This window comes from Candidatus Thioglobus autotrophicus (assembly GCF_001293165.1).
GTDB lineage: Bacteria > Pseudomonadota > Gammaproteobacteria > PS1 > Pseudothioglobaceae > Thioglobus_A > Thioglobus_A autotrophicus.
In genome coordinates this window covers 306,460-326,514 of the sequence record NZ_CP010552.1, presented here as the reverse complement: position 1 = coordinate 326,514, position 20,055 = coordinate 306,460, and the positions used below count along the sequence as shown (strand labels likewise).

Here is a 20,055-nt window from a genome sequence, read left to right as displayed (position 1 = left end):
TGGTTTGAATTTATATTATATATGTCAAAAAGCGATTACATTGAGTTAGAAGGCGTGGTCAAAGAAAAGCTACCTAATACAACTTTTACGGTTGAGTTAGAAAATGGCCACAGCGTTTTAGCGCACATTTCTGGAAAAATTCGTAAACATTACATTCGTATTTTACCAGGAGATAAGGTAACCGTTGAAATGACACCTTATGATCTAACCAAGGGTAGAATTACTTTTAGACATAAGTAAAAAGCAGTTTATTGCCGATGTGGTGGAATTGGTAGACACGCCGGATTCAAAATCCGGTTCCTCACGGAGTGACGGTTCGACCCCGTCCATCGGTACCAAATTAATATAGGGGGTAGTAATTATGGAACAAGCAGATCTTTTGACGCAAGCGTTAAACCTAACCATGTTTGGTATGGGGTTTGTTTTCTTGTTTTTGACATTACTAGTCTTTGTAACCAAATTGATGTCAGTTATTATTCAAAAACTTCAGGCTCGGATTAGTGATGAGCCGGAGCATGGCAGCAATACAACAACTCTTGAACAAGAAATTGATGAAGAGACAAAGTTCGTGATCGAACAAGCAATCAAGATGCATAGGGGAGCATAAGGATTATGCTAAATTTTCTAAAAAATATGACCAAAAAACCAAATAAAGCTGAGACTAAGAAAGTAGAGATTACAGAATTAGTCTTTAGAGATGCACATCAGTCTTTATTTGCAACACGCATGCGCATTGACGACATGTTGCCAATTGCCGACAAGCTCGACAAAATTGGCTACTGGTCAATCGAGTCATGGGGCGGTGCTACATTTGATTCTTGTATTCGTTATTTGGGTGAAGATCCTTGGGATCGTATTCGTGAAATTAAAGCGGTTATGCCAAATACGCCACAGCAGATGTTGTTACGTGGTCAAAATCTTTTAGGTTATCGCCACTATAGTGATGATGTCGTACGTAAATTTGTTGATCGCTGTGCAGAAAATGGCGTCGGTGTCTTTAGAATTTTTGATGCGATGAATGATGTCAGAAATCTAAAAACAGCCGTTGATCAAGCAGTTAAGTTAGACCAGCATGCTCAAGGAACTATTTCTTATACGGTTAGTCCTGTGCACAATGCGCAAACTTGGCTAGATATGGCCAAGCAAATTGAAGATATGGGTGCACATTCTTTATGTATTAAAGATATGGCCGGACTATTGCAGCCCTATGTTGCCTATGATTTGGTTAAACAACTCAAAGAAGAGATTGATATTCCAATTCAGTTGCATGCACACGCGACAACAGGACTTTCAACAGCAACCATTATTAAATCAGTTGAAGCGGGCATCGACCGTGTTGATACGGCTATTGGCTCAATGAGTATGACTTATGGTCACTCTGCAACAAACTCTGTGGTTTCTATTTTAGAAAATAGCCCTAGAAAAACTGGACTTGACCTAGAAAAACTAGAAGAGATTGATGCCTACTTTAGACCTATTCGCTGCAAATACGCGCAATTTGAAGGCTCTTTAAGAGGTGTTGATTCGCGTATCTTGCTATCTCAGGTGCCTGGTGGCATGCTAACCAACATGGAAAACCAACTGCGCGAGCAAAATGCAGCAGATAAGATGGATGAAGTGTTGGCAGAAATCCCACGCGTACGCAAAGATTTAGGCTATATTCCTTTAGTAACGCCAACTTCTCAAATTGTTGGCACACAGTCTGTACTAAACGTATTGACGGGTGAGCGTTACAAAACTATTACGAAAGAGTCGGCTGGTGTGCTAAAAGGTGAATATGGTGCAACACCTGCACCTGTGGACCAAGCATTGCAAGTAAAAATACTCGATGGAGCTGAGCCAATTACATGTCGTCCTGCTGATAATATTGCACCAGAGATGCATATTTTAGAGCAAGAGTTTGATAAAGTAGTTGCTGAGAAAGGCATTCAGCTAGCTGCTAACAAAATTGACGATTTAATGACCTATGCCTTATTTCCTCAAGTGGGTATTTCCTTTTTAGAGAATCGCAACAATCCTGATTTCTTTGAGCCGGTACCACAAGAAACTAATAATTGTGTTGCGCCTGATAGTGAAGAGGGCACTTACACGGTTTCTTTTAAGGGTAATTCTTATACAGTTGATGTCTCTGCAGGCGGTGACGTTACTTCAATGAAAGCATCTTCTGATGCAACAACAGCGGCTGCACCAGCGGCTGAGAAAGAGATTGTTAGTGAAGTACCAGCAACAGGCGGAGAAGCAATTGGCGCACCACTTTCGGGTAATATTTGGAAAGTGATGGTTTCGCTTAATCAAAAAATTAATGAAGGTGATGTGCTGGTGATTCTTGAAGCGATGAAAATGGAGACAGAAATCAAAGCTGCTAGAAGTGGTGTAGTCACAGAAATCAATATTAAAGAAGGTGACGCAGTAACTGTTGGTCAAGCCTTGTTATCTTTAGCCTAATCAACCAGAGCTTATTATGGAACAATTAAATTCATTATGGCTTAACACAGGCTTGTATCAAATGGTATGGGGCCAAGGCCTTATGCTATTAATTGGCATACTGCTACTTTATTTAGCTATTGTTAAAAAATTTGAGCCATTATTGTTGTTGCCAATTGGCTTTGGTGCGATTTTGGCCAATATTCCTGGCGCAGGCATTGCAGAAGGCAGTGGTATTTTGCACGTGTTTTATGTGGTGGGTATTGAGTCTGGTGCTTTTCCTTTGATCATTTTTATGGGTGTGGGCGCATTAACCGACTTTGGTCCGCTACTGGCTAATCCAAAAACATTGTTATTAGGTGCTGCGGCGCAATTTGGTATTTTTGCAACGCTATTGGGCGCTATGGCTCTTACCGCCATAGGGGTGTTTGATTTCAGTCTGACAGACGCAGCAGCGATTGGTATTATTGGTGGTGCAGATGGCCCAACTAGTATTTATGTTGCGAGTAAATTAGCACCTGAATTATTAGGCGCTATTGCGGTTGCTTCTTATTCATATATGGCGCTTGTGCCACTCATTCAGCCGCCAATTATGCGTGCACTGACCACTGAAAAAGAACGTCAAATAGAAATGGTGCAATTAAGAGAAGTGTCCACTGCGGAAAAAATTATCTTTCCAATTATGCTACTGATGTTGGTCGCTTTACTGCTACCTGACGCAGCGCCATTACTAGGTATGTTTGCTTTTGGTAATTTGATGAAAGAATCAGGTGTTGTAGATCGTTTAAGCGATACTACACAAAATGCTCTGATTAACATTGTGACAATCTTTTTAGGCTTGGCGGTTGGCTCGAAGCTAATGGCAGACAAATTCTTACAGCCAGAAACTTTAGGTATTTTGCTATTAGGTATGGTGGCCTTTGCAATCGGTACAGCAAGTGGCTTATTAATGGCGAAGACAATGAATCTATTTAGTAAGAATAAAATTAACCCTTTGATCGGATCAGCAGGTGTTTCTGCTGTACCAATGGCAGCACGTGTTTCTAACAAAGTTGGTCTGGAATCTAATCCACACAACTTCTTACTGATGCACGCCATGGGGCCGAATGTTGCAGGTGTGATTGGCTCTGCTATTGCCGCAGGTATTATGATCCAGCTACTAAGCTAGTTTTTTATTTTTTCTGTGTTAAATTAGTTTTATCACTTGTTGCATACTTTGTGTATGCGCCTACGTTATAAAAATAATTTGCCTTGAAAATTCTAAAAAACTTTACTTAATTTACTTCGTAGAAAATAAAAAATACTTGCAAAACCCCAAGGTATTAAATTTAAAATAAACATATTATGCAAAGAACCTTTTTAAACGCAAAACTACATCGCGTTACCACTACGGCCTCAGAGCTTGATTATGAAGGCTCTTGTGAGATTGACGGGATTTTATTGGATGCTGCTGGCATTCAGGCTTTTGAGCAAATTCAGATTTATAATATTGCTAATGGTAATCGGTTTACAACCTATGCCATACGAGGCAAAGAGAATAGTGGTGTGATTTCAGTGAATGGTGCTGCTGCCCATAAAGCGGCAGTTGGCGATTTACTTATTATTGCTGCCTATGCAAGCTATGATGAGCATGAGCTTAAAAACTATGCACCGAATTTGTGTTATGTTGATGATAACAACACACTTACTAGGCAGAGTTCAGCTATTCGCTAAATTGCCCATTTTCAAGCACTAAAACTCGCTGCATTCTGGCAGCAATATTTTCATCATGAGTGACAATAATTAACGAATTGTTGTGCGTTTGATTTAGGTCCATCATTAAATCAAGAATCTCATGTGCATTTTTACCATCTAAGTTGCCCGTAGGCTCGTCTGCTAGTAAGCATTTTGGCTGCGTGATAAGTGCTCGAGCGATCGCCACTCTTTGGCGCTCTCCCCCTGATAGCTCACTAGGAAGATGGCTTGCTCTAGCTTCAAGGCCGACCTTTTTTAGCATTTGCATAGCCTTATTTTGAGCCTGAGCATCTGCTTGGATTAGCAGAGGCATCATGATATTTTTCAGGGCGTTAAAATCTTTAAGTAGATGATGAAATTGATATACAAATCCTAGATTTTTAGCCCTAAAATTAGTCATTTCAGTTTCATTTAGGGTGTTAATATCAGTATCGTTAATGATAATTTGCCCGCTGTCAGGCTGGTCAATGCCGCCCAAAAGATTAAGTAGAGTTGATTTTCCACAGCCAGATTGCCCAAGAATGGCAACAGACTCACCCGCTGCCACCTCAAGATCTAGGTGTTGAATAATTTTGTTACTCTGAGTACCGTCACGATACTGATAGTTAATATCGTGGCATTCAATTAGATTACTCATGATTCAACACCTTGGCAATGGTAACTTTTCCTGCACGTTTGGCGGGGTAAATCGATGCAAGTAAGACTAATATAAAAGCACCAAGCGCCACTTTAACAATATCATTCAGATGAATTTCAGAAGGAAATCGATTAATATAAAAAACCTCTTTTGGGAAGAATTCAAATCCTAGTATGGTTTCAATGCCACTAATAATAACTTCGATATTAAGTGATAATAGCACGCCCAGTATGATGCCAACGGTAATGCCAATGATGCCAATGGTCAAGCCTTGGTAGAAAAATATTTTAACAATGCGTTTAGGGGTCATGCCCAGTGTGCGTAAAATGGCGATGTCAGCCGTTTTATCAGTGACTACCATAACCATCATAGAGACAATATTAAAAGCAGCGACCGCCACAATCAACGACAAAATCACGCCAATCATTTGTTTTTCAAGTTCAAGCGCTTTCATAAAGTTTGCTTTTTGGCGTGTCCAATCAATACCGTAATATTTATCAACGCCTAAGCTGGAAACCACCTCTTGAGTGATTTTTTTGGCTTGAAATAAGTTGTCTACTTTAAGGCGAATACCAGATACTTGGCCTTTCATCGAATATAGTTTTTGAGCTTGACCGAGTGCAATAAAAGCTAAATTATTGTCATATTCATTAATACCGGCGTCAAAGATTCCAGTCACAGTAAAGCGTTTAAATCGAGGCTGGATTCCCATGATATTGGATGATAGTTTGGGAGTCAACAAGGTAATTTTGTCTCCTACTTGGGCGCCTAGCTGGGCCGAAAGTCCTGATCCAATCAAAATATCAGATTTTGATAATTCACTAGAGCCAGTTTTGATTTTGTCCAGTAGGGCAGAGGTTTGCTTTTCCCATTTAGGAATAATACCTCTGACACTAATACCTTGTGCGCCATTAGCAGTGCTTAATAGAGCGTACTGTTCAATATAAGGCGAAGTGCTGAGTACTTTTGGATGTTGATTGATGCTTGTTTGTAGATCTTGCCAATGGCTGAGTGCACCACCATGTTCGCTAATATATGAATGAGAAATAGCACTGAGTACACGCTCTCGAAGTTCCTTATGAAAGCCGTTCATGACCGATAAAACCGTGACAAGTGTCATTACACCTAAAATAAGGCCAACCATAGAAACGCCAGAAATAAAGGAAATGAAGCCTTTTTTACGATTAGAACGTAAATACTGGTTGGAAATGTCAAATTCAATACTCATGGTGGTGATATTTTGTCATAATTAGCACTTTACTAATAACTAAATATCTGAGGAGAAAAAATGGAGAAGATTGCATTGAAAGATAGGATAGATCAATTAGGAGATTTTTTAATTGAAACGTTTCATATTGTTGGCTTGTTTGTTATTGGTGCAACAATTGTTTGGTCGGCTATTGGGGAATATATCATTATCATGCAACATGAATCTGGATTTGCTTCCTTGAAGGATATCTTGCTACTCTTTATCTATTTAGAGTTAGGCGCTATGACGGGTATTTATTTCAAAACACACCGCCTGCCCGTGATTTTTCTAATTTTTATCGCCATCACTGCCATTACTCGTTTTATGGTGATCGACATGAAGGCATTAATGTCAACCGATAAATTTAATTTGTTAATTATGGTTGTCTCTATTCTTATTCTAACTATTTCTGCTGGTGTCCTTAGATTTAGCGAAAAAAAATACGACAATAAAGGCGAGTGCTTTAAATAGAGTCTAATGGATTTAAATACTCGAGGTGTTGTTAATTACTTGTTGTGGCCAGTCTCTGGTGTTTTTTATGCGCTAAGTAAGTTGCGTCGAGCTTTGTATCGATGGGGTATTTTGCAAACGCATCATTTTCAAGTTCCAGTGATAGTGGTGGGTAATATTACTGTTGGCGGCAGTGGAAAAACCCCTGTTGTTATTAAGCTTGTGCAATATTTTAAACAGCAAGGCAGGCGAGTTGGGGTAGTATCTAGAGGTTATGGTGGCACTCATACGCAAGGCAGTTTATTGGTTAATGCACATACCAATGTTGCTTTATCGGGTGATGAGCCGTTACTCATTGTCATATCAACTGGGGTGCCAGTTATGGTCAATAAAGATCGATCTCAGGCGGTCAAAGATTTAATTGATCAACATCAAGTTGATCTGGTTATTAGTGATGATGGTTTGCAACATTACGCGATGGACAGAACGGTAGAAATTGCAGTGATTGATGGTAATCGACGTTTTGGTAATCAGTTTTTCCTACCTGCTGGACCTTTGAGAGAGTCACAAAATAGACTTAAGCAGGTTGATTTCATTATTAATAATGGCGGCGTATTTCCTGGAGAGGTTTCTGTTCAATTGAAACCCGTAAAATTTGTTCATATGCGCAGTGAAGAAGAATTTCCGCTTGATTTTTTTAAGAATCAAACTTGTCATGGTATGGCTGGTATTGGCCATCCTGAGCGTTTCTTTAACACCTTGGCGCAGCTCAACATCGACGTACAAAAACAGGCTTTTGAGGATCATTATCCGTATCAAGCGCAAGATCTAGCATTTGAAGATAATTATCCAATAATCATGACTGCTAAAGATTGGGTAAAATGTAGAGAGTTTGCCAATGATAAGATGTATTACTTAAAAGTAGACCTTGATATTGGCAAAGACTTTTTAAATAAATTAGCTGAAAAATTATGATTGATGAAGCTCTATTAAAACTCTTAGTTTGTCCGAAATCTAAAGCACCTTTAAAGCAGGTGGGTGATGAGCTAATCTGTGAAGCAAGCGGCCTGGCTTATCCGATTGATGACGGCATTCCGGTGTTACTCGAAGAAGAGGCTAGAAAGCTAGACTAACCCATGAATTTTAGCGTTATTATTCCAGCTCGTTATACATCTAGTAGGCTGCCAGCCAAATTACTCAAAGATATCCACGGCAAGCCGCTAATTCAACACACCTATGAAAATGCACTAAAAAGTAGCGCTTCAACGGTGATTATTGCAACCGATGACGAGCGCATTAAAACAGTGGCCGAAGACTTTGGTGCAAGCGTTTGCATGACTGATAAAGATCACAGCTCTGGCACTGCAAGAATTGCTGAAGTTATTGCGCAACTTAATATTTCCGATGATGAGATTGTGGTCAATGTTCAGGGTGATGAGCCGATGTTAAGCCCAAGCGTGATTGATCAGGTTGCCAATAACCTTAGCGCTTGCCAAATGCAAATGGCGACTTTATGCGAGCAAGTGATTGATAAGGCACAATATCTAGATCCAAATTGCGTTAAAGTGGTGTTTGATAAGTTTGGCAAGGCACTGTATTTTTCTCGCGCACCGATTCCCTATTTTAGAGATGAGCAAGATTTTGATTTATCACTTTGCTATAAGCATATTGGCATTTATGCTTACCGAGCGGCGTTTATTAAACAATATTTAGAGATGGATAACTCTCGATTTGAGCAAGTTGAAAAACTGGAGCAACTCACCGTATTGAATGAAGGTTTTGGTATTCACGTAGCCATTGCATGTGCTGAGACGGGATTTGGAGTTGATACACAAGCAGATTTAGACCAGGTTCGCAGCGCTTTAGCAACATAACAACATTAAAAAAAAGAATAAGTATGAACATTATTGATGGTAAGCAAATTGCCCAAAATTTACGCAACGATATTGCTAAAAAGGTTAAACAATTAGACCACGCTCCAGGTTTGGCAGTGATATTAGTTGGCGATGATCCTGCGTCAGAAGTCTACGTGCGCAATAAAGACAACGCTTGTAAAGAGGTGGGTTTTTATTCAGAAAAAATCAATAAATCCGCCAATATTACCCAACAGGAGCTTCTTGATGAAATAAGGCGTTTGAATAATAATGATAAAATTGACGGTATTTTGGTGCAATTGCCATTGCCTAAGCATTTGGATGCAAATTTAGTCATTGAGACCATTTCTCCACAAAAGGATGTGGATGGCTTCCATAGTGAAAATATTGGCAAACTCATGCAAAATAAGGCTTATTTGCGCCCATGTACACCCAAAGGTGTGATGACTATGTTAGCAACAATAGGTATTGACTTAGTCGGCAAAGATTGTGTAGTTGTAGGTGCCTCTAATATTGTTGGTAGGCCGATGCTGATGGAGCTTTTAAACGCTCGTGCCACTGTGACTATTTGCAATAGTAAAACCCAAGATTTATCTGGAAAATTACGCCGTGCCGATGTGGTTGTTGCTGCAGTAGGTATTCCACAAATGATTCAAGGTGATTGGATTAAGCCGGGTGCTGTGGTGATTGACGTAGGTATTAACCGATTAGAAAGTGGAAAACTAGTGGGTGATGTTGATTTTGATTCAGCGACTAAAAATGCCAGTTGGATGACGCCCGTACCCGGTGGCGTTGGCCCCATGACCATTGCCACTTTGCTAGAAAACACACTCACCGCTTACCAAAATAGGACATAAAACCATGAAATTATTATTAAAAGCTTTTAGAAATGGATTTGGCGCTTTGATTGCGCTGGTTAGTCGATTAATCCCTGTTAAAAAGGTTAAAAGAGATGCGCAAGCGCAAGCGCTAGCAGATGCAAAAGCGGCAAAAATCGAATTGTATCAATTCTTTGCCTGTCCTTTTTGTATTATGAGTAGAAGGGTAATTAGAGGCTTAAATATTAATATTGTTACTCGAGACGCACAGACTCGTGGTGGCCAGTACCGTGAAGAGTTGTTAAAGGAGGCGGGTAAAGTCCAAGTGCCTTGTTTAAAGATTACAGACAATGGCAGTGTTACTTGGATGTACGAATCAGCCGATATTAAAGCTTATCTTGAAAAAGAATTTGGCTAACTTGAATTCTTTAAAGGTTTTTAATGTCAAACTTAACAGGCTCAGCCTGAATTATTTTTGGCACAAAGATCAAATTTCCATATAAAGAATAACCATTTTTACTGGCCATATCGTTCAAAGGCAGGTTCATTTCTTTACCTTGCTCATTAATAACCAGCATACCATTATCCAGTTTGATATGATCAATTGGGCCCCCAATAAAAGTTTCTAGTTCATCCGTACCAAAGGATTCATTGTTATCAATAGGCTTGATGTTAATAGGGTCGCCCGTTGGGTGGTAGAGCATTGATGAGGGCCAATTATATTGTTCTGACATGTGATAAATCCTAGTTGTATAAGTTAGTTAGGTAGAAATTCTTTAAGTTGTTCAATACTTTTCTCAAGCGCTACTAATGAGTCGGCAGTGATATTAATATGACCGAGTTTACGATTATCACGCTCAGTTTTATCGTACAAGTGTAAGTGTGCATTTGCCATATTAAGCGCAATTTTGACAGGGCCTATTTTTCCAATGATATTTACCATAGCACTAAAGTTGTGTGTGGGCGTTGTATCCCCCAGAGGCATACCGCTAATAGCGCGAATATGATTCTCAAATTGAGAAGTGTTGGCGCCTTCAATACTCCAATGTCCCGAATTATGTACACGAGGCGCCATTTCATTAACGACAAGACCATTTTCAGTCTCAAATAGTTCAATGGTTAACACGCCTACATGATCCATTTCATCGAGTAAGGTTTGCATGTAAAGTTCAGCCGTTTTTTGAACCTCTGGATCGATATTTTGAGCGGGTGCAATGGTCAATCTTAAAATACCATCATGGTGTGTATTTTCAACCAAAGGATAATATTTGTGATCATTATCAATGCCTCGAACGGCAATTAACGACAGCTCACGCTTAAAGTTAACAAAACCCTCTAAAATTGATTCCACACCATTCATACTCTCAAAAGCTTCTTTAACTTGATCTTCACGGCGTATTAAAAACTGGCCTTTGCCATCATAGCCTTCTGTGGCTGTTTTTAAGATGGCGGGCAGCCCAATATGTGTGCCTGCCTTTTCAAGCTCAGCTAATGAATTAACCATTTTATAAGGCGCACAAGGGATATCTAGCTGTTCAAATAAAGCCTTTTCACGGCCACGATGTTGTGTGGTAAATAGAGACTTTTCGCCAGGATATACCGGAATATCTTTATTGATTTCCCTGAGCATCTCAATATCAGTATTTTCACTTTCGTAAGTGATTACATCGGCAAATGCTACCAAAGACTCGATGTTATCAGCATTATCTTCTTGTGCAAACATATGCCCCAATAAAGCCGAAGGTTCGTTAGCAGAGTAGCCAGAAAAGCCAAATTGATGATTCAGAGGATAGCCTGAAATAGCCATCATTCTGCCGAGTTGGCCTGCGCCAAGTACCCCTATTTTCATATGTTATACAGCCGGATTTGGATTGTCTAAAACATCTTGAGTTTGTTTCGCTCTGAATGCACTCACTTTGGCTCGAACAGCCTCATCCTCATTGGCAATAATTTGTGCGGCTAAAATACCCGCATTTTTTGCACCCGCCTCACCAATAGCCAGCGTGCCTACTGGAATGCCGCCTGGCATTTGAGCAATAGATAGCAAAGAGTCTTGGCCGCTTAGCGCACGTGACTGAACTGGTACACCGAGTACCGGCACAATGGTTTTGGCAGCAACCATACCAGGTAAGTGCGCTGCGCCCCCTGCACCAGCAATAATCACTTTGAGGCCGCGATCACTAGCAGTGGCTGCGTATTCAAACATTAAGTCAGGTGTGCGGTGTGCAGAGACGACCTGCACTTCGTGGGCCACGCCAAACGCTTCCAGCATTTCTACTGCGTTTTTCATGGTTGGCCAATCTGATTTTGAACCCATGATAACACCAACAACTGCACCCATAGTTTTCTCCAATGTTTGTTATTTTTTTTAGAAATTATACTCAAATAGCAGTTATATAGATAGTAATGGGTCTGATATAGTCAGTTAAAATTAAAGTATTATTTATTTTAACTGTTGACTAATTATGCCAAATTCAGCCATTCAAGATCTTATTGATCAATTTAACCAAATTAAGAAAAACTTAGAAACAGATGTCGAGTCCAAGCGAAAACAATTTAATTATCAATTTAATAAAAAACGAATTATCTTTGAAAGGGTTTTGTTTAAAGCGCATAAGAAGCTAAAAACAGGTAGTTTTCGCTATTTATTTAATGCTAATCCGTTAGTTATCATTACCGCACCTCTTATTTATGTGTTGATTGTGCCATTGCTTTTATTGGATCTATTTGTATCTTTATATCAAGCTATTTGTTTTCCAGTTTACAAAGTGCAAAAAATTAAAAGACGTGACTATATTGCGATTGATCGACACAAGCTTGGCTATCTCAATACTATTGAAAAAATCGGCTGTATGTATTGTGGTTATGCAAATGGTTTGTTGAGTTATGTGGGTGAGATAGCCTCTATGACAGAGCAGTATTTTTGCCCTATAAAGCATGCAAGAAAGGTGAAAAACCCACATGATCGCTATTGGAGTTTTGTTGATTATGGCGATGCTGACGGCTATGTATGTCGTCTTGATTCAAAGCAAAATACCAATCAAGAGGATGATTTATCAAAAAAGACTAAATAGAGCCACGCGCCAATACCCGCCAGCAAAACATCTTTCTCGGCATCCCAGACATCACCTTGAGAACCTAGAAAAGCACTATCTTGAGTGGCTTGTTCAAACAAAGTGGCGTACCACCACTCAATAATTTCATAGCATCCGCCAATGCCAATAAAGAGCATAATAAGCACAAAATACTGCGTTTTTTTATTGGCAAAGGTGACAAATCTGGCGAGCGCTTCTTTAAATGGAAGAATGATTAAAAAGCCGAAAGCAAAGTGTACTAAGCGGTCAAAATGGTTGCGACTTAAGTCCCATGTCTGTGCGACCCAATGGCCTATTGGAACTTCTGCATAGCTATAATAGGCGCCAATTGATTGTAATATGCAAAAGGCAAAAATAAAATAATACGCGGTATTGCTAAAATGAAATCTAGTGTAGCCAGTGATTAAAAAATATAAGCTAATCACTAAGATTAGATTTTCTGCAATCCAAATATCTCTATAAATCGGATTAACCGCTAGCACAACCCAAAATAGACTAAAAATAATCAATAGTTTTGGCGCGACTGATTTGGTTTTATTCATAGTGTAAAGTTCTGGTGTAAAAATGGAATATGTCCGCTGTTCAACACCGTTGTATCAACGCCTTGTTGCTGATACCAATGGGCGATTGTACTAGGCACTAAAGTATCTTTTTCACCTAAAATAATGCTTTTATCAATGCTTAGAGCTAGAAACTGCTGGGTTAAGTCGGTATTGAGTAATATCTCTAGACCTTGGTTGAGTGCAGTGGTTGAGGCAGGCAAGGCGTCAATCGATCGGCTAAGGTTTTTTATTTGAGTTTTGTCTTGAGTTTGTAAGCTCACAAAACGCTTTAAGCCTTTAGATGGGTTGAGCTGTAGCGTATCAGAAAATTGCCTAAAATTATCGGCGTCGATGCCAAATTGCCAGTGCTCATTCTGCACAAAATTAGGACTAGAAGCGAGCAAAATTAGTTGCGATATTCTGATTTTTGTGGCAATGTTGATCGCTAACAAGCCACCCAATGACCAGCCCAGTAAAATAGGATTATTCGGCAGTATTTTAATAATTTCATTACACCATTCGTCTAGCCCGCCCACAACTTCTGAGCTTCTGCCGTGTCCAGGAAGATCAATCACGGTGATTCGATATTGGCTTTTATAACGCGCAACCAGCTCATTAAATAGCTCAGAATTAAACCCCCAGCCGTGCAGTAAAACTAAGTCTTTCCCTGTGCCTATTGTATTACTGTAAAGCATGTTTAATCTGGGTTAGCAGGTGTTCAATTTGCGTTTGAGTGTGATCAGCGCTGAGTGTTATTCTTAAGCGTGCGGTGTTTTTCGGTACAGTAGGTGGGCGAATGGCACCTACATAAAAGCCTTTTTCGAACAGCGCTTGACTAATCTTTAGTGCTTTTTCACTATCACCAATGATCAGTGGCTGGATGGCTGAGCTAGAAGGATCAATCGGCAAGCTAAGTGCGTTTGAAAAATTTCGGAAAAAATCAATATTAGCTAATAATTTAGCTTTTTGCTCGCCATTTTTAATGAGTTCCAAGCTTTTTAGAGTGGCGACACAAATTGCAGGTGACATCGCTGTGGTATAAACATAAGGACGGGATTTTTGGATCAAAAACTCGATAAAATCATCATTTCCAGCCACAAAAGCCCCCATTGTGCCTGCTGCCTTGCCCAAAGTGGCCATATAGATTGAATTTTTGGGAATATTGGCTTCAAAAATACCAAAACCGTGTGCATCATCTTGCATCAAAATTGCATTAGAAAAATTTGCGATTTTTTGCAAATCAGTGATATTAGCCTGATCACCATCCATGCTAAACACAGTGTCAGTCACAATCATGCCTGATCCCGTTTGTTTTTCTAATTTTTTTTCAAGAGAGGCTATATCATTATGCAAATAGCGCTGAATTGGCAAGCCAATTAGCTGATTACCATCAATTAGAGAAGCGTGATTAAGCTTATCTTGCAAGACCCAATCAAGCTCATCTTTGAGTGCGGAGAAAACACCAATATTTGCGCTATAGCCCGTTGAAAATAATAGCCCGCGATCTTGCCCAGTGTACTCAGCCAAAGCCTCTTCCAAATCATGATGAGCTGATGAATGGCCACTAACTAAGTGTGACGATCCCGAGCCTACGCCATATTGATCAACCCCCTTTTTTAAGGCTTCTTTAACTTGGGCGTGATTGGCAAGAGATAAGTAATCATTCGAGCAAAAATTAATCAGTGATTTTCCATTGATAACCATCTGCGCGCCTTGTGCTGTTGTAGATAGTTTTCTGGTGCGATACAGATGGTTTGATTTTAAGTCTGATAATTTTTTTGAAAAATCCATGATCGTTATTTTAATGCTAATAAACGTTGATTTTTTGAGAAAAATTAAGAATTAAAATAATTCCTTTTATGGGTATATATATTATGGGTATTATTTAGGCTTTATTGGTTAATTTAAGAGAGTGATATATGTCTGATTCTTACCTAGATGCACACCCAGATGAAAACGGTTTTTTTGGCAAATTTGGCGGCTCATTCATTCCACCGATGCTGGAAGTTCCCTTTGCAGAGATTACTAAAGCTTATAACGATATCAAGAATTCTCCTGAATTTATTGAAGAATTAAAATATGTACGCAAACATTTTCAAGGACGTCCAACGCCCATTTCATTTGCAAAAAATTTAACCGAGCATTGTGGTGGTGCAAAGATTTATTTGAAGCGAGAAGATTTAAACCATACCGGTGCACATAAGCTTAATCACTGCATGGCCGAAGTTATCTTGGCAAAACATTTAGGCAAAAAGAAAGTGATTGCCGAAACGGGTGCAGGCCAGCACGGCGTGGCACTTGCGACAGCAGCAGCTTATTTTGGGCTGGAGTGTGAAATACACATGGGTGAAGTTGATGTTGAAAAAGAGCATCCTAATGTTGTTAGAATGAAAATTTTAGGCGCCAAAGTGGTAACAGTAACAGACGGATTAAAAACCTTAAAAGAGGCAGTAGATTCAGCATTTGGCGCATACATACAAGAATACGAAGAGGCTATTTATTGTATTGGCTCTGTGGTTGGCCCACATCCTTTCCCGATGATGGTGAGAGATTTTCAATCGGTCGTAGGCTTTGAGGCAAAAGAGCAATTTAAAGAGCATGAGAATAAACTGCCAGATAGTGTGGTAGCTTGTGTGGGTGGCGGGTCAAATGCCATGGGTATTTTTGCCGGATTTATCGATGACAAAGAAGTTGGTTTGGTCGGTGTTGAGCCACTAGGTCGAGGAAGCAAACTGGGAGATCATGCTGCTAGTTTAACCTATGGTGAAGAGGGAGTTATGCACGGGTTTAATTCGATTATGCTAAAAGACAAAGACGGTGAACCAGCACCTGTTTATTCGATTGGCTCAGGGATTGACTATCCATCAGTAGGACCAGAACAGGCTTATTTGAACGAAACAGGCAGAACTACAGTTGGTTTGTGTGATGATAAAGAAGCGGTTAATGCTTTTTACGCACTATCTCAACTTGAAGGTATTATTCCAGCCTTGGAGTCTGCTCACGCTGTGGCTTACGCCATGAAGATTGCTAAAACCATGGATAAAGATCAAACTATTTTGGTGAACTTAAGTGGTAGAGGCGATAAGGATATTGATTTTGTGGTGGATAACCACCCAATTCCTAACGCTAAATTCTAGGTTTTTTCGAGTGCTCATGATTAGTGCGTATAATTTGACGCATTAATTATTAATCCAAAATTACCATGAAAAAAACATTTAGTTTTGAACATCCAAAAAAGAAAAGAGCAAGAGTTGCTGATGCCATTAAGCATGAGCTTAAAAAATACATTAAGCGTGAGCGTAATAAAAAACTCCCTGAAGACGTAGATTTTTGGGATTTTGATTGTCGTTTCGGCGCTACTGAAGCTTCATCTGATGTTATTCACGTCTCTGAAATTAATAAGGTTATTTCAGAAGCGGACGTTGAAGGCTTGGATGAATTTTTTCTAGAGGTATTATCAAAACCTGCTAAAAGAACTAAAAAGCCGGTAGAAGAAAAACTAGAAAAATCAGAAGAGCAAGAAGAAAACTTTTTAGATTAAGTTTTCCATTGGTGATGAAGCTGAGGCAAAAGCCTTTTTCATCATTCTTCCTGCTAAGAAAGACTCACGACCTGCAATAACAGCGTGTTTCATCGCACTAGCCATTAAAACTGGATCTTGTGCATTAGCGATTGCTGAATTCATCAACACGCCATCACAACCCAGCTCCATGGCTTTAGCGGCGTCCGATGCACAGCCAATACCCGCATCAACCAGCACTGGCACACTCGCTTGCTCTTTGATGAGCTTGATATTAGCAGGATTGGCAATGCCTTGGCCGGAGCCAATCAGTGAGGCCAGAGGCATCACAGCAACACAGCCAATATTCTCGAGTTCTTTAGCAACGATTGGATCGTCACTGGTGTAAACCATGACATCAAAGCCGTCGTTAACCAAGGTTTTGGCAGCAGCCAGTGTTTCTACAATATTTGGATATAAGGTTTTTTCATCACCCAATACTTCAAGCTTAACCAAATTATGTCCGCCCAATAATTCACGTGCTAGTTGGCAAGTGCGCACAGCATCTTTAGCAGTGTAGCAGCCTGCTGTATTAGGCAAAATTGTGTAAGTATCAGGAGAAATAACATCTAATAAGCTAGGCTCGTTTGCGTCCTGGCCGATGTTAGTTCGACGAATAGCAACAGTAATGATATTGGCCTCAGCCGCATCTGTTGCGAGTTTTGTTTCAGCTAAATCTTTATATTTACCTGAGCCAACCAGTAAGCGAGAATTATATGTTTTTCCGGCGATTACTAAGGGTGTGTCAGTCATAATGATAAAGGTTTATTAATTATGGCGGAGAGTGAGGGATTTGAACCCTCGAAAGGGGATAAACCCTTTACACCCTTAGCAGGGGCGCGCCTTCAGCCACTCGGCCAACTCTCCATGAAAAAAAATATTATACGCTAATTATTTTAAGGGGATAGTTTTAAAAACCGTAGTTGTATCTGAGCTTTAGTTGCCCAGGGTCTTCTCCTTTAAAGTCAATGACCCGAAAACGTAATTGCCCCCAATCCCCTTCAAGTTTGATTTTTTCTTGTAACGCTTGAAGTTTGATTTTTGCATCCAAAATCATTTGCTCGGATTCATTCCATTGACTGTTTTCATCTGTAGGCGTGCCCAGCTGGTATTCATGATAAAGCAGTTCGTTGCTAATGTCCGCTATATCGTTATGCACATCAACGCCGCCTTCATCAAGTTTATAACTTACTTCAAGATCTAGAATATCATAATTAATAGCTTCAATACTTTGAGTGATATCAGGCAATGGCGTTTGAGTTTCTTCGGCAAAAGCAAAGATGTTGATCGTCAAAAATAAGACTAATTGAAGTGTGTATGATTTTAGGAAAACCAACGGTAAAGACCTAATGTGTTAACACAAACAAAAACAGTATTGAGTAATACCAAAGATTTGTCATTATTTTTTGCACCCTGGATGAGCCAACTAACAGCCGAAACCATAAAGAATATATAACCAAACTTAGAATATTCGAAATTAAGCGCAACCATGAGTCCGCCAATAATGCCTGTTAGCGTTCCAAGCCAGCCCCAGTGATTATGCATGGGTAGTAAAGTCATGAGTGATGACAGCCATTTTTCCGAGCATAATAGAAGCAGAGCAGTATTTATCAGCGGACAGGCTAACGGCTTTGGCTATTTTTTTATCATTGAGGTTTTCGCCTTCAACAATAAAATGCAGGTGAATTTTAGTAAAAACTTTAGGATGTTCATCAGCGCGCTGAGCTGAGATTTCAACACGACAATCGCGCACGGCTTCGCGCATTTTTTTAAGTGTAGAAATAACATCAACTGTGGTGCAGCCGCCCATGCCTAATAGTAGCATTTCCATTGGTCGAACACCTAGATTTTTACCACCTAAGTCTTCTGGGCCATCCATGACAATCGCGTGCCCACTGGCTGACTCACCTACCATCATCATACCTTCAATCCATCTGACAGTGGTATTCATGAGAAGATGTCCTCTAATGCTTGACCTGGGTTTTCTTGGCGCATAAATGCCTCGCCTACTAAGAATGAGTGAATATTGTGTTCTTTCATGAGTTTGACATCTTCTGCACCGAGAATACCGCTCTCGGTGATTACTAGTGTGTCATCATCAATAGCATCAAGTAGGTCAATAGTGGTTTGCAAAGTGACCTCAAAGGTGCGCAGGTTACGATTATTAATGCCAACCATTGGCAGGCGAAGTTGCTGTACACGCTTGAGCTCTTCAAGATTATGAACCTCAACCAAAACATCCATATGGCAAGAAATGGCTAGCATAGCTAAGTCTTCCATTCTTTGGTCTTCCAAGCAAGCAGCAATTAGCAAAATGCAGTCTGCACCTAAAACGCGCGATTGAAATACTTGGTAAGGTTCAATAATAAATTCCTTGCGCAAGACGGGCAGTGTCACAACCGATCTTACTTGTGCAACGTACTTATCGTCGCCTTGAAAAAAGTCCTTATCAGTTAAAACCGACAAACACGCAGCGCCATGTTGAGCATAACTTTTAGCAATTTCAGCCACGTTAAAATCTTCACGTAAGATGCCTTTTGAGGGAGAAGCTTTTTTTATTTCAGCAATAATAGCGTTTTGCTTAAGATCCGCCTTATCTTTGAGTGCTTGATAAAAATCACGCGTGGTGCGGTCTTCATAGGCAGTTTCCATCATTTTATCGTATGGAATTAGCTTGATAGCTTCTTGAATTTCTTGCTCTTTGCGAGCAATAATTTTTTTGAGGATGTCAGGTGTATTTGTCATGATTGAAATTTATTTCCGAATGCTAAGCATTTTAAATGAATTGTTTGGCTTATAATTAACCTTATCACTCTTAACCATTTTAACTACGATGAAATTATTAGATTTTGAAATCGGTATTGATCAGCCTTTTTTCTTGATTGCAGGTCCTTGTGTGATCGAATCTGAAGCGCTTGCTATGGAAACAGCGCAAACACTTAAAGAGGTAACGGAAGCGCTAGGTATTAATTTTATTTACAAATCTTCATACGATAAGGCTAATCGCTCTAGCACGGGAAGTTTTAGAGGGTTGGGCGTTGAAGAAGGGTTGCGAATTTTGCAAAAAGTCAAAGATGAGATTGGCGTACCAGTGCTGACTGATGTGCACGAAGATACGCCACTTGATGAGGTTGCCTCGGTGGTTGATATGATGCAAACACCGGCTTTTTTGGTGCGTCAAACTAATTTTATTCAAAATGTTTGCAGACAAGGTATTCCGGTTAATATTAAAAAAGGCCAATTCCAGGCGCCGTGGGATATGCAAAATGTCGTAGATAAAGCCTTTGAAGTGGGCAATCAGCAAATCACTATTTGTGATCGTGGCACTTCGTTTGGCTATAACACGTTGGTGTCTGATATGCGCGGTCTATCCACTATGCGTTCAACCGGACGCCCTGTGGTATTTGACGCCACGCACTCTGTGCAACAACCAGGCGGTAACGGCTTAACCTCGGGTGGACAAAGAGAAATGGTACCTGTTTTGGCAAGAGCTGCAGCAGCAGTGGGTGTGTCTGGATTTTTCATGGAAACTCACCCAGATCCTGAAAATGCCTTGAGTGACGGCCCAAACATGATTCCTATTCATAGAATGGCAGACATGCTGAAAACCTTGCAAGATATTGATAACATCACTAAGCAAAATGGCTTTTTAGAAGACGAGCTATAAAAGTCT

General features: G+C 40.0%; 28 protein-coding genes and 2 tRNA genes. 16 read left to right on the top strand and 14 right to left on the bottom strand.

The features are described from left to right. Positions 1-21 precede the first annotated feature (21 nt). The 6 genes from infA (at position 22) to panD (ending at position 4,137) form a co-directional block, all read left to right on the top strand. Positions 22-240, top strand: coding sequence for a translation initiation factor IF-1 (gene infA / locus SP60_RS01770; RefSeq protein ID WP_010645628.1), 219 nt, complete (start codon positions 22-24; stop codon positions 238-240). Positions 241-253: 13 nt separating this feature from the next. Continuing rightward, positions 254-338 (top strand) — tRNA-Leu (locus tag SP60_RS01765). Positions 339-361: 23 nt separating this feature from the next. After that, on the top strand, positions 362-607 hold the full coding sequence (locus SP60_RS01760) for an OadG family protein (RefSeq protein WP_053951007.1): 246 nt from the start codon (positions 362-364) through the stop codon (positions 605-607). A gap of 26 nt (positions 608-633) precedes the next feature. Continuing rightward, a complete protein-coding gene (gene oadA, locus SP60_RS01755) occupies positions 634-2,445 on the top strand; it encodes a sodium-extruding oxaloacetate decarboxylase subunit alpha (RefSeq protein WP_053951006.1) in 1,812 nt (603 codons plus the stop codon). Between the two features lie 16 nt (positions 2,446-2,461). Further along, a complete protein-coding gene (locus SP60_RS01750; protein WP_053951005.1) occupies positions 2,462-3,592 on the top strand; it encodes a sodium ion-translocating decarboxylase subunit beta in 1,131 nt (376 codons plus the stop codon). A gap of 176 nt (positions 3,593-3,768) precedes the next feature. Beyond that, complete coding sequence (gene panD, locus SP60_RS01745) at positions 3,769-4,137, top strand: aspartate 1-decarboxylase (RefSeq protein WP_053951004.1); 369 nt, start codon at positions 3,769-3,771, stop codon at positions 4,135-4,137. On the opposite strand, the gene SP60_RS01740 is transcribed toward panD, so the two are convergent. Continuing rightward, positions 4,127-4,795 carry an ABC transporter ATP-binding protein gene (locus SP60_RS01740; RefSeq protein ID WP_053951003.1) on the bottom strand — a complete coding sequence of 223 codons (669 nt, stop codon included), beginning with the start codon at positions 4,793-4,795 and terminating at the stop codon, positions 4,127-4,129. The genes panD and SP60_RS01740 overlap by 11 nt on opposite strands. Continuing rightward, complete coding sequence (locus tag SP60_RS01735) at positions 4,788-6,023, bottom strand: lipoprotein-releasing ABC transporter permease subunit (RefSeq protein ID WP_053951002.1); 1,236 nt, start codon at positions 6,021-6,023, stop codon at positions 4,788-4,790. Before SP60_RS01735 ends, SP60_RS01740 begins: the two co-directional genes overlap by 8 nt. Before the next feature lie 60 nt (positions 6,024-6,083). Between SP60_RS01735 and SP60_RS01730 the strand changes: the two genes are divergently transcribed. From SP60_RS01730 to SP60_RS01710, 6 genes are read left to right on the top strand one after another with little or no spacing between them, the layout of a single operon-like run. Then, a complete protein-coding gene (locus tag SP60_RS01730) occupies positions 6,084-6,515 on the top strand; it encodes a phosphate-starvation-inducible protein PsiE (RefSeq protein WP_053951001.1) in 432 nt (143 codons plus the stop codon). A gap of 6 nt (positions 6,516-6,521) precedes the next feature. Then, positions 6,522-7,469 carry a tetraacyldisaccharide 4'-kinase gene (lpxK, locus tag SP60_RS01725; RefSeq protein ID WP_053951000.1) on the top strand — a complete coding sequence of 316 codons (948 nt, stop codon included), beginning with the start codon at positions 6,522-6,524 and terminating at the stop codon, positions 7,467-7,469. Further along, a complete protein-coding gene (locus SP60_RS08210; RefSeq protein WP_082319615.1) occupies positions 7,466-7,627 on the top strand; it encodes a Trm112 family protein in 162 nt (53 codons plus the stop codon). The genes lpxK and SP60_RS08210 overlap by 4 nt, the downstream gene beginning before the upstream one ends. Positions 7,628-7,630: 3 nt before the next feature. Further along, positions 7,631-8,368 (top strand): 3-deoxy-manno-octulosonate cytidylyltransferase, encoded by a 738-nt coding sequence (kdsB, locus tag SP60_RS01720; protein ID WP_053950999.1) that lies wholly within the window; start codon positions 7,631-7,633, stop codon positions 8,366-8,368. Positions 8,369-8,391: 23 nt separating this feature from the next. After that, entirely contained in the window at positions 8,392-9,225 is an 834-nt protein-coding gene (folD, locus tag SP60_RS01715; RefSeq protein ID WP_053950998.1) for a bifunctional methylenetetrahydrofolate dehydrogenase/methenyltetrahydrofolate cyclohydrolase FolD, read from the top strand. 4 nt (positions 9,226-9,229) lie between these two features. After that, a complete protein-coding gene (locus SP60_RS01710; protein ID WP_053950997.1) occupies positions 9,230-9,604 on the top strand; it encodes a glutaredoxin domain-containing protein in 375 nt (124 codons plus the stop codon). A gap of 10 nt (positions 9,605-9,614) precedes the next feature. Here SP60_RS01710 and SP60_RS01705 read toward each other — a convergent pair whose 3' ends face one another. The 3 genes from SP60_RS01705 to purE are packed head-to-tail and all read right to left on the bottom strand — an operon-like array spanning position 9,615 to position 11,527. After that, entirely contained in the window at positions 9,615-9,920 is a 306-nt protein-coding gene (locus SP60_RS01705) for a DUF3846 domain-containing protein (RefSeq protein WP_053950996.1), read from the bottom strand. 23 nt (positions 9,921-9,943) lie between these two features. After that, positions 9,944-11,035: a 5-(carboxyamino)imidazole ribonucleotide synthase gene (locus tag SP60_RS01700; protein ID WP_053950995.1), complete on the bottom strand. Its 1,092-nt coding sequence runs from the start codon at positions 11,033-11,035 to the stop codon at positions 9,944-9,946. Positions 11,036-11,038: 3 nt separating this feature from the next. After that, a complete protein-coding gene (gene purE, locus SP60_RS01695) occupies positions 11,039-11,527 on the bottom strand; it encodes a 5-(carboxyamino)imidazole ribonucleotide mutase (RefSeq protein ID WP_053950994.1) in 489 nt (162 codons plus the stop codon). Positions 11,528-11,651: 124 nt separating this feature from the next. Between purE and SP60_RS01690 the strand changes: the two genes are divergently transcribed. Continuing rightward, positions 11,652-12,260, top strand: coding sequence for a hypothetical protein (locus SP60_RS01690; protein ID WP_053950993.1), 609 nt, complete (start codon positions 11,652-11,654; stop codon positions 12,258-12,260). Here the strand turns inward: SP60_RS01690 and SP60_RS01685 are convergent. From SP60_RS01685 to SP60_RS01675, 3 genes are read right to left on the bottom strand one after another with little or no spacing between them, the layout of a single operon-like run. Beyond that, positions 12,227-12,823 (bottom strand): DUF2238 domain-containing protein, encoded by a 597-nt coding sequence (locus tag SP60_RS01685; protein WP_053950992.1) that lies wholly within the window; start codon positions 12,821-12,823, stop codon positions 12,227-12,229. The genes SP60_RS01690 and SP60_RS01685 overlap by 34 nt on opposite strands. Continuing rightward, positions 12,820-13,518 carry an alpha/beta fold hydrolase gene (locus tag SP60_RS01680; protein WP_053950991.1) on the bottom strand — a complete coding sequence of 233 codons (699 nt, stop codon included), beginning with the start codon at positions 13,516-13,518 and terminating at the stop codon, positions 12,820-12,822. Before SP60_RS01680 ends, SP60_RS01685 begins: the two co-directional genes overlap by 4 nt. Next, positions 13,505-14,614, bottom strand: a complete 1,110-nt coding sequence (locus SP60_RS01675; RefSeq protein ID WP_053950990.1) for an aminotransferase class I/II-fold pyridoxal phosphate-dependent enzyme — start codon at positions 14,612-14,614, stop codon at positions 13,505-13,507. Before SP60_RS01675 ends, SP60_RS01680 begins: the two co-directional genes overlap by 14 nt. A gap of 128 nt (positions 14,615-14,742) precedes the next feature. Between SP60_RS01675 and trpB the strand changes: the two genes are divergently transcribed. Both trpB and SP60_RS01665 read left to right on the top strand, forming a co-directional pair. After that, complete coding sequence (gene trpB, locus SP60_RS01670) at positions 14,743-15,960, top strand: tryptophan synthase subunit beta (RefSeq protein WP_053950989.1); 1,218 nt, start codon at positions 14,743-14,745, stop codon at positions 15,958-15,960. Positions 15,961-16,025: 65 nt separating this feature from the next. Next, positions 16,026-16,364, top strand: coding sequence for a DUF6172 family protein (locus SP60_RS01665; protein WP_053950988.1), 339 nt, complete (start codon positions 16,026-16,028; stop codon positions 16,362-16,364). On the opposite strand, the gene SP60_RS01660 is transcribed toward SP60_RS01665, so the two are convergent. From SP60_RS01660 to trpC, 6 genes are all read right to left on the bottom strand, one after another. Continuing rightward, on the bottom strand, positions 16,356-17,135 hold the full coding sequence (locus SP60_RS01660; RefSeq protein ID WP_053950987.1) for a thiazole synthase: 780 nt from the start codon (positions 17,133-17,135) through the stop codon (positions 16,356-16,358). The two genes, SP60_RS01665 and SP60_RS01660, sit on opposite strands and share 9 nt — an antisense overlap. Positions 17,136-17,157: 22 nt before the next feature. Beyond that, a tRNA-Ser gene (locus SP60_RS01655) sits at positions 17,158-17,249 on the bottom strand. Between the two features lie 43 nt (positions 17,250-17,292). Beyond that, positions 17,293-17,676 (bottom strand): hypothetical protein, encoded by a 384-nt coding sequence (locus SP60_RS01650; protein ID WP_053950986.1) that lies wholly within the window; start codon positions 17,674-17,676, stop codon positions 17,293-17,295. A 29-nt stretch (positions 17,677-17,705) separates the two neighbouring features. Continuing rightward, on the bottom strand, positions 17,706-17,927 hold the full coding sequence (locus SP60_RS01645) for a hypothetical protein (RefSeq protein ID WP_053950985.1): 222 nt from the start codon (positions 17,925-17,927) through the stop codon (positions 17,706-17,708). Beyond that, positions 17,920-18,333, bottom strand: coding sequence for an OsmC family protein (locus tag SP60_RS01640; protein ID WP_053950984.1), 414 nt, complete (start codon positions 18,331-18,333; stop codon positions 17,920-17,922). The genes SP60_RS01645 and SP60_RS01640 overlap by 8 nt, the downstream gene beginning before the upstream one ends. Next, entirely contained in the window at positions 18,330-19,127 is a 798-nt protein-coding gene (trpC, locus tag SP60_RS01635) for an indole-3-glycerol phosphate synthase TrpC (RefSeq protein ID WP_053950983.1), read from the bottom strand. Before trpC ends, SP60_RS01640 begins: the two co-directional genes overlap by 4 nt. An 88-nt stretch (positions 19,128-19,215) precedes the next feature. Here trpC and kdsA point away from each other — a divergent pair, with 88 nt between their 5' ends. Beyond that, positions 19,216-20,049 carry a 3-deoxy-8-phosphooctulonate synthase gene (gene kdsA, locus SP60_RS01630; protein ID WP_053950982.1) on the top strand — a complete coding sequence of 278 codons (834 nt, stop codon included), beginning with the start codon at positions 19,216-19,218 and terminating at the stop codon, positions 20,047-20,049. The last annotated feature ends 6 nt before the right edge of the window (positions 20,050-20,055 follow it).